The sequence below is a fragment of the Embleya sp. L77 genome (assembly GCF_055557415.1).
Genome location: NZ_CM145709.1, coordinates 1 through 8,343 on the forward strand (window position 1 = coordinate 1; position 8,343 = coordinate 8,343).

General features: G+C 71.7%; 5 protein-coding genes and 3 pseudogenes. All 8 read left to right on the forward strand.

What is annotated here, in order from left to right; translation table 11 throughout:
• Positions 1–17 precede the first annotated feature (17 nt).
• Positions 18–662 (forward strand): annotated as a pseudogene (locus ACZOOI_RS00005) (TnsA-like heteromeric transposase endonuclease subunit); the annotation flags it as partial.
• 5 nt (positions 663–667) lie between these two features.
• Entirely contained in the window at positions 668–2,950 is a 2,283-nt protein-coding gene (locus ACZOOI_RS00010; protein WP_465278754.1) for a transposase, read from the forward strand.
• Between the two features lie 122 nt (positions 2,951–3,072).
• The gene (locus ACZOOI_RS00015; protein ID WP_465278755.1) at positions 3,073–4,161 is read left to right on the forward strand and encodes a TniB family NTP-binding protein; all 1,089 of its coding nucleotides are present in this window, start codon (positions 3,073–3,075) and stop codon (positions 4,159–4,161) included.
• A complete protein-coding gene (locus tag ACZOOI_RS00020) occupies positions 4,158–5,249 on the forward strand; it encodes a TniQ family protein (RefSeq protein WP_465278756.1) in 1,092 nt (363 codons plus the stop codon). Before ACZOOI_RS00015 ends, ACZOOI_RS00020 begins: the two co-directional genes overlap by 4 nt.
• A gap of 405 nt (positions 5,250–5,654) precedes the next feature.
• The gene (locus ACZOOI_RS00025; RefSeq protein ID WP_465278757.1) at positions 5,655–5,849 is read left to right on the forward strand and encodes a hypothetical protein; all 195 of its coding nucleotides are present in this window, start codon (positions 5,655–5,657) and stop codon (positions 5,847–5,849) included.
• Between the two features lie 41 nt (positions 5,850–5,890).
• Positions 5,891–6,905, forward strand: a pseudogene (locus tag ACZOOI_RS00030) (ATP-binding protein).
• A gap of 190 nt (positions 6,906–7,095) precedes the next feature.
• Positions 7,096–7,312: pseudogene (locus ACZOOI_RS00035) on the forward strand (molybdopterin-dependent oxidoreductase); the annotation flags it as partial.
• Positions 7,313–8,154: 842 nt separating this feature from the next.
• On the forward strand, positions 8,155–8,343 hold the full coding sequence (locus ACZOOI_RS00040) for a hypothetical protein (RefSeq protein WP_465278758.1): 189 nt from the start codon (positions 8,155–8,157) through the stop codon (positions 8,341–8,343).

The following is an 8,343-nucleotide window of genomic DNA, read 5'->3' on the forward strand; positions in this document are numbered from 1 at the left end:
GATATACGCGAGAGAGTCGGCGGTGGGGGCCGGGGTGGTGGTGGTCGGCGACGACCGGCGGTCATTTCGTGCACGGGTCGGCGGCGATGCGCGACCGGTTGATGGTCCTGGATCGTGATCCGCGGGTGGTGGGTTTGGCGGGGCGGCCGGTGCGGTTGCTGTGGCGCGACGCGGTGGACGGACGGACGCGGTCGTGGGTGCCGCAGGTGTTCGCCCGGTACGCGAACGGCACCGCGCTTCTGGCCGACTGCCCCGGCCGTGCCGACGCGGGCGGTGAACGGGCGTTGAGAGCCGCGGCGGTGGTGACGGCGGCGTGCGAGATGGTCGGCTGGTCGTATCGGCGGCTCGGGCCGTTGGATGCGGTTCTCGCGGCGAATCTTCGGTGGCTGGCCGGCTACCGGCATCCCCGGTATCAGGGGCCGCCCGAGCTTCGGGCCTTGCTGGGTCGGGCGTTTGCCGCGCCGCGGCCGTTGGCCGAGGGGGCGGTGTCGGTGGGTGATCCGCTGCGGGTTCTGCCCGCCGTGTATCACGCGTTGTGGTCGGGGCGGCTGGGGGCGGATCTCGGCCGGCCGCTGCACGAGCGGGTGCTGGTCGGCCCGGGTGGGCGGGGGGACGCGCGGGCCGGTGGGCGGTCCGGGGCCGCCGGACTCGAGAGGGGTTGAGTGCGGTGGGCGAGGTACGGGGCGGGCGGCCGGTGATGGAGGTCGGCGCGTTCGTCGTCTATCGGGGGCGGACCTGGCAGGTGGTCGCTGTGCAGGGGCAGCGGGTCTACCTGTTGCAGGAGGACGGGCAGGAGATGACGCTGCTGGTCGGGCGGTTGTTCGCCGACCCGGGTTTCGAGGTCGTCGGCGGGCGGGCGCCGGCGCGCGTGCCGCAGTGGGGCTTGTTCGAGACGGTGCCGGTCGCGGCGCAGCGGCGGGCGTTGGCGTGGTTGCCGCATATCCGTGAGGTGGAGACGGGTCTGCCGTGTCTGCCCGGTGAGGCGGAGGGTGTGGTGGTGCGGGCGGAGTACGACCCCGCGCGGTGGACGTTGGCGCAGCGGGACGCGGCGAAGGCGCGGGAGATGTCGGCGCTGGGGTTCGGTCCGGTGACGCGTACGACGGTGGAGCGGATGCGTCATGCGTATCGCCGGCAGGGGTTGTGGGGGTTGGTCGACAAGCGCTCGGCTCGTCCTTCGAGCGCGACCGGGCGCGCGGATGAGCGTGTGGTGGCCGCGGTGCTCGAGGCGATGCGGCGCCAGCGTGGTCGGTCGAAGGGCACGGTGAAGGGGCTTCGGGTGCTGGCCGGGCAGATTCTGGAGGAGACGCACGGGCGGGATGTGGTGGCGTTGCCGTCGCCCGCGACGTTCTACCGGCTGGTGAACGCGTTGGCCGATCCCGGTGAGCGGCCCGGGAGGCCGGCGAGGACGGCCACCGGTGCGGGCCGGTCGGTTGCCCCGTTGGGGGTGGTGCGGCCGGGGGAACAGGTGCAGATCGACACCACGCGCCTGGATGTGATGGCCGTCCTTGAGGACGGCGGCCTCGGGCGTCCTGAACTGACGATCGCGGTCGATGTGGCGACGCGGTCGATCCTGGCGGCGGTGTTGTGTCCGGCGGGTACCAAGGCGGTGGACGCGGCATTGTTGCTGGCGGAGATGGCGGTGCCGCACCCCGCCCGGCCCACGTGGCCCGCGGCGTTGGAGCTGTCGGTGGCGGCGGTGCCGTATGAGCGGTTGCTGTCGTTGGACGAACGTCTGGAGGGTGCGGCGGCGCGGCCGGTCGTGGTACCCGAGACGATCGTCGTCGACCGGGGGAAGGTGTTCGTCTCGGAGAGTTTCGTGGCCGCCTGCGAGACGTTGGGGATCAGTGTGCAGCCCGCGCCGCCGCGCAGGCCGACCACGAAGGCCGTGGTGGAGCGGACGTTCGGCGCGATCAACACGCTGTTCTGCCAACACGTGGCCGGGTATACCGGGTCGAACGTGACCCGACGCGGGCGGGATGTGGCGGACGAGGCGTGTTGGACGGTTCCGCAGTTGCAGGACTTCCTCGACGAGTGGATCGTCTGCGGGTGGCAGAGGCGGCCCCACGAGGGTCTGCGCAATCCGGTGCTGCCCCGTGCCCCGTTGTCGCCGAATCAGGCGTGGGCGGCGCTGATCGCGATGTGTGGGTACGTGCCGCTGCCGTTGACCGGGCGGGACTATCTCGAGTTGTTGCCGGTGCGGTGGCATCGCATCACCGAACGCGGGATCCGGATCGACCACCGCACCTACGACCACGAGGTCCTGGACCCTGTTCGGGGGCAGTCCTCAGGGGTCGGCGGCCGGCAGGGCAGGTGGGAGGTCCACCACAATCCCCACGACGGCCGCCAGGTGTGGATCCGCCTGCCCGACGGGGAGCTGACGGAGATTCCCTGGATCCACCGTGATCATGTCCATCGGCCGTTCGACGACTGCATGTGGCGCCAGGTGAGGGCGGGCGTCGACGGACACGGAGATCGGGAGCGACACGAGGCGGAACTCGCCGACGCCCTCGACCAGCTCATGCGCCGCACGCGGAACACCGCGGGGACGTTGCCGAAAAAGAGGGGCCGCAGGAGCCCCATCACGGCCCCCGACACCGCAGCCGTGCTCCCGGGCCTGACCACCGGGCTGTCGACGCCTGGCCGGCCGGACGACGTGTATGGGAACGGGAACGGCACGGGAATGCCCTCCGGGGTTGCGCCGGGCAGCGGCCCGGGCGCCACATCGGAGCCGGCCGAGGCTGCGCAGACCTCGGGGACCTGCTCTGTCTCGGACTGGGAGTGGGGCGACAGCCTCGACGCTCTCGCCCACACCGACCCCGGCGGCGAGAACGCGGACGAGAGCGAAGAGGCGAACGGGCAGGGTCGGGGCGAGGACGTCGGGCTGTCGTCGGACGCGCCGAGGGGCGGGTTCGGGCTGTATGACGCGCAGGCCGAGGCGGAGTCGTGGTGAACTCCCCGGCCGGCGCGGCCCGTTCCACGACACCTGTGGCGGGGACGGCGAAGACGGCGCGTGTGTCCGGCGGGGCCGGGTGCCTCGCCGCGGAGGCGGGCGCTCGGGCGAGGCCGCGGTCGGTGACCACGTGGGAGGGCTGGCGGGACTTCGTCGGCGCGCCCGTTCGCGTTCCTCCCGCCCCCGGCGCCGAACCGCGGGGCCCGGAGGAACGCCTCGCCTATCACTCCCGGTTCGTCGTCGTGCGCACCCCCGCCATCGACGCGCTCGCGAAGAACGTGCGCACCCTGATGGTCCTGGGCCGGCACCAGGACGTCACCGCATGCCCCGGCCTGATCGTCATCGGGCCGGCCGCCGCGGGAAAGACCACGGCCCTGTTGCAGGTCGGACGCGCATGCCACCTCGCCCACGCCGCGCGAGGGGGCGCGGGCGGCGGCGCGGGCGGCGGCGCGGGCGGCGGCGCGGGCGGCGGTGAGGGCGGCGGCGCGGGCGGCGGTGAGGGCGGCGGCGCGGGCGGCGGTGAGGGGGTACCGGTCGCGTACGTCCTCGTGCCGCCGGCGGCGACCGCGAAGGCCCTGGCGGCCGAGTTCGCTCGCTATCTCGGCGTGCCGATCACCGACCGGATGACCCAGGCGCAGATCACCAACGCCGTCTGCCATGTGTACGGCGAGGCGGGGGTGCGGTTGGTGATGATCGACGAGATCCACCGGCTCAACCCGCGTACCACCGCCGGCGCGGAGACGGCCGACCTGTTGAAGGACCTGACCGAGCGCATCGGGGCGACGTTCGTGTACGCGGGCATCGACGTGGCCGCCACGCCGTTGTTCGCGGGTGTGCGTGGGGCGCAACTCGCGGGCCGGGCGGCGTTGATCGATTGTGGGGCGTTCCCCGCGCGTGTGGGTGGGGCGGAGCCGTTCGGGGACTTGGTCGCCGCGATGGAGAACGCTTTGGATCTGCGTGCCCATCGGGCGGGAACGCTGCCCCGGTTGGTGTCGTATCTCCATGCCCGCACCGCCGGGCGCATCGGCAGCCTGGCTCGGCTGATCCGCCAGGCCGCGATCGGCGCCATCCTCGACGGCACCGAACGCATCACCCGAGGCGGCCTGGACGCCGTGCGCCTCGACCACCTCGCCGAGGAGCACTACCGGCCCCGCAACCCCGCTCGGGCGCGCACACCGCCCGCCGGCGCGACGGCGCGACGCGTCCCGTGAACGCGAACGAAAGGGCCCGCGGGAGCGGGAAGGCACGCGGGGGGAGGGGACGCGGGGGTGATGGGAGCGGCGGGGAGCACCTCGGGCCGGGCCCGACGTGGCGATACCCGCAGCTCCCGCCCTCGGGTGTCCTACGGGTCGCGCCCGTGGCGTTCGAGTCGACCGCCTCGTACCTGGGCCGCCTCGCGGGCGCCTACCGCATGGGGATGCCCCGGTTGCTGGACGGCCTCGGTATCGAACTCCACGACCCGGGAGGGCGAACGGGACCGGGACCGGCGGCGCCGCGCGTCGAGATCCACCTCGACCACGGGGCGCGAGGGCGCTTGGTGGTGTTCACCCGGATCCCCCACGACCACTTGGCACATGCTCTGCCGCGTCTGATCACCGCATCCCCCGGCCCGTCCCGGCCGCCCCGCAGGACGGAGGCCACCGGCACCAAAGACAAGGACACGGCACGGAGGCAGACGGCCGGCGCGCGGGTACGCGTCCTGGACACCGACGAACAACCCGTCCGGGCCTGCCCGGTGTGTGTACGACACCGAACCCGCGGAGCCGGCGATGTCGCGTGGACGTATCCGCCCGCGGACCGCATGTGGTGTCCCCGCCACCGGTATTGGGCGAACGAGCCCCGACTGCCGGACCCCCTCGACACGGGTGCGCTACCCGAGATCGACCTCGCCTACCGGGCCCACCGACGCCTCGCACGACACCGCGACGGCACGACCGCGCATACCTGGGCCGGGGCGGTCACCACCCGCTGGTACGACCGCGGGCACCACTTGGCACGGCGCTGGCAGAGGCGGCTGGGCCGGCTCACCGCGGGCAACCCCGCCCTGACCGCGACCGGCGGCGTCTCGGCCGTTCTCCTGGCCCGCACCGTCGTGACCTATCCCGAAAGCGTCGCCCTCGCCCGCGCGTTCACCACACTCCCCCACCGTGTTCCGTGGGACACACCCCGCGGGCCGGCTCACGCGTATCGGCACACGCGGGCCCTGGAACACATCGCCGGCCACCTCGAACTCCCCCGCTTGGTGGTCCCGCCCGACGACCTCCTGTGGGCGCGGCTCCACCACCACGGCTCGGCCTGACCGGTAACGACTCGCCTCCCGATGAGAGCCGACACCCACCTCGGGCCACCCACACCGACACCGACACCCCCGCAAAAACCCGCGGTTACCTTACGACGCATCAATACATCACCGAGAAAACCCGGATCGTTCTCACGAAACTACGAAACCCCAGGCCACCACCACCGGGTAGGCCCCAAGAAACCCCCGCCACCACAACCCGAAACCACCAACCCACCCGCTGGATTCTCAACCAACACACGAAACCCCAGACGAACCATCAACCCACCCCACCACTGCAATGCTCCGCCACAGGAAGCCCTCGACCAACTCATGCGCCGTGCTCGCAGCGGAGGAGCCACCCGCACCGAACAACGCCTCCTCGCCCGCGGGACACCCACCCGGATTCCTCCGCCGGCACGCTCCGTGCACGAAGGGCCGGAGCGTGCCGGCGACACCGTCCCGGGGAAGGGCGAGGAGAGCCTCGACGAACTCGACGACAGTCCCGATGCGTCCCCACTGCCGGGGTCGGACACCGACGAACACGATTGCGGCTCCCCTGCACCGCCGTACCCGGGTTACGGGCTCTACGACGCCCACGAGGAGGCCCTGAAATGGTGAGCCTCGGGGTGCACTCGGGCGACGGCCCGAGTGGTGAGGGTATGGACGCGACGGAACAATCTCGGCCGGTTACCACCTGGCAGGGTTGGCGGAACTTCGTGGCCGCGCCGGCCCCGACACCGCCCCAGCCCGATGCCCCGCCACGCAGTCGGGAGGAACGCCTGGCCTATCACTCCGCGTTCGTGACCGTCCGCACCCCGACCATCGACACCCTCGCCACCAACGTACGCACGCTGATGATCCTGGGCCGCCACCAACAGACCACCGCCCGACCGGCGCTGATCGTGACCGGTCCCACCGCGGCCGGGAAGACCACCGCGCTGCTCCACGTCGGACGCGCCTGCCACCTCGCGGAGGCCGCCCGACGCGGCGCGGGGGGTGCAGGGGTGGAGGGGTGGGTGCCGGTGGCGTACGTCCTCGTGCCACCGGGCGCAACCGCGAAGGCCCTGGCCGCCGAGTTCGCCCGCCATCTCGGCGTCCCCGTCACGGCCCGGATGACGCAGGCACAGATCACCGAGGCCGTCTGCCACACGTACGAACGGGCCGGTGTCCGTCTGGTCCTCATCGACGAGATCCACCGCCTCAACCCGCGTACCACCACCGGCGCCGAGACCGCCGATCTGTTGAAGGACCTCACCGAACGCATCGGCGCGACGTTCGTGTACGCGGGCATCGACGTGACCGCCACACCGTTGTTCGCGGGTGTACGCGGGGCGCAACTCGCCGGACGGGCCTCACTGATCGACTGCGGGGCGTTCCCCGCGCGGCTCGGCACACGCGAACCGTTCACGGAGTTGATCGCCGGCGTGGAAACCGCCCTCGACCCGAAACGCACACCGCGCGGGGACACTCCCCCGCCTCGCGTCGTATCTGCACCGCCGCACCGCCGGACGGATCGGCAGCCTCACCCGCCTCATCCGCCAAGCCGCGATCACCGCGATCGACGACGGCTCCGAACGCATCACCAGAACCAGCCTCGACGCGGTCCGCATCGACCACCTCGCCGAAACCCGGCACCACCCGCGGACCACCCGGCCACACACACCCGGACGGTAGGGCCGCCACCCCACCCCTGCGACCAGGGCAAAAGCCCGTGACCAGCACAAACAAGGTTCGGGCCTTTAGACGCACCCGGCTATGTGCAACACACCCGGGCGTTCTCAACAAAGGCCCCGCGGCCCTACCAATCATCTCGTAGAGGGGCCGGTGGGCCGGCGGACCGACAGACACGGTTTACCCACAGAACCGCTCCGCCGACGAAATGACCATCGGCACACCGGTCGAGGTCGCCATGGACGGGCGGGACGCGCTGCTCGCGGTCGGCATGAACGGCGAGCCGCTGCCGTTCGAACACGGCTGTCCGGTCCGGATGGTGGTGCCCGGACTGTACGGCTACGAGTCCGCGTGCAAGTGGCTCACGGACCTCGAACTGACCACATTCGCCGCGTACGATGCCTACTTCACCCGGGCGGCGTCCCGGGTGTGCGCGGTGGCGCCGGTCAGCTCGGCGATCAACGCGGCATGGAATCCGGTGCCGGCGCCGACCTCCGGGACGCGTGGGGGCGTGGGTGGGGTTCATCCGCTCTCCTTGGTGCGGTGCGGTTGCTACGTGCACGCGCAGGTCTTTCGCGGACCCGCCACCAGCCGCTCGGCACTGCAACCCACCCGCAGATCGCCCGCGAGCAACGCGAGGAGGCCCCGGAGCCGCGGCGCGGTGACCTTCCGCCCGCGATAGGCGACGCAGGGGAGCAGAGTCGGATAGGGCGCCACCCATGCCGACTGGCCAAGCCCCCACTCGCCCGGGCTCGCGCCACCCGGCCTGCCACCGCAGCCGCGTTACGGAACCGTGGAATGAGTATTGGGGCCCACCACCGGATTTCCCGCGATGAAACTCGTCGAGGAGATCAACTGTGTCCCCACCCGCCGGCTGGGAAGGATTCCGATTCCGGTGTGTGTGGTCGACACCCTCGCGTGTCCCGCCGGCGGGACACGCGAGGCACCGCGGGATTGCCCCGGTCAAACGGGTGAATTCCTTCCGCTACTTCAACCGGTCGGCATCGCGCGCACGTTTGCCCGCGGATGCTTCGGCCGCGCCAATGGTTCGATCGGGCACGGATGCGCTGTGCGTCACGCGGTGGGGCCGAGGAGCCGTCCGTCACCGGTGCCGGTATGACGAGGAGCCCTTCGACCCGATGTCCCATCCGCATCGGGCACACCGAATGGGCGATCGGACGAGATTCACGGAGCGCCACACCACCCGAATCCGCGGTGAATCGTTTGTCGACCCGATCGATACGGAAAATGCATGGACATCGTTTTCCTTGCCCATGTCGGGTATTCGCTGCCGACCGCCACCCGGATCGGCCGCATGCGCAATGCGCTCGGCGGCGACGTGCGGGTCACGGCAGGGTTCCGCGAACGGATCGTTGCCGCGTCGGCGGTTCGAAACGAGACGCCGACTCGGCATGTCGAATCGCCCGGTTGCGCCGGATGA

Excerpts from the sequence above, each read along its gene's own strand:
- ACZOOI_RS00040 (WP_465278758.1), top strand. The coding sequence starts at position 8,155 with ATGGACATCGTTTTCCTTGCCCATGTCGGGTATTCGCTGCCGACCGCC.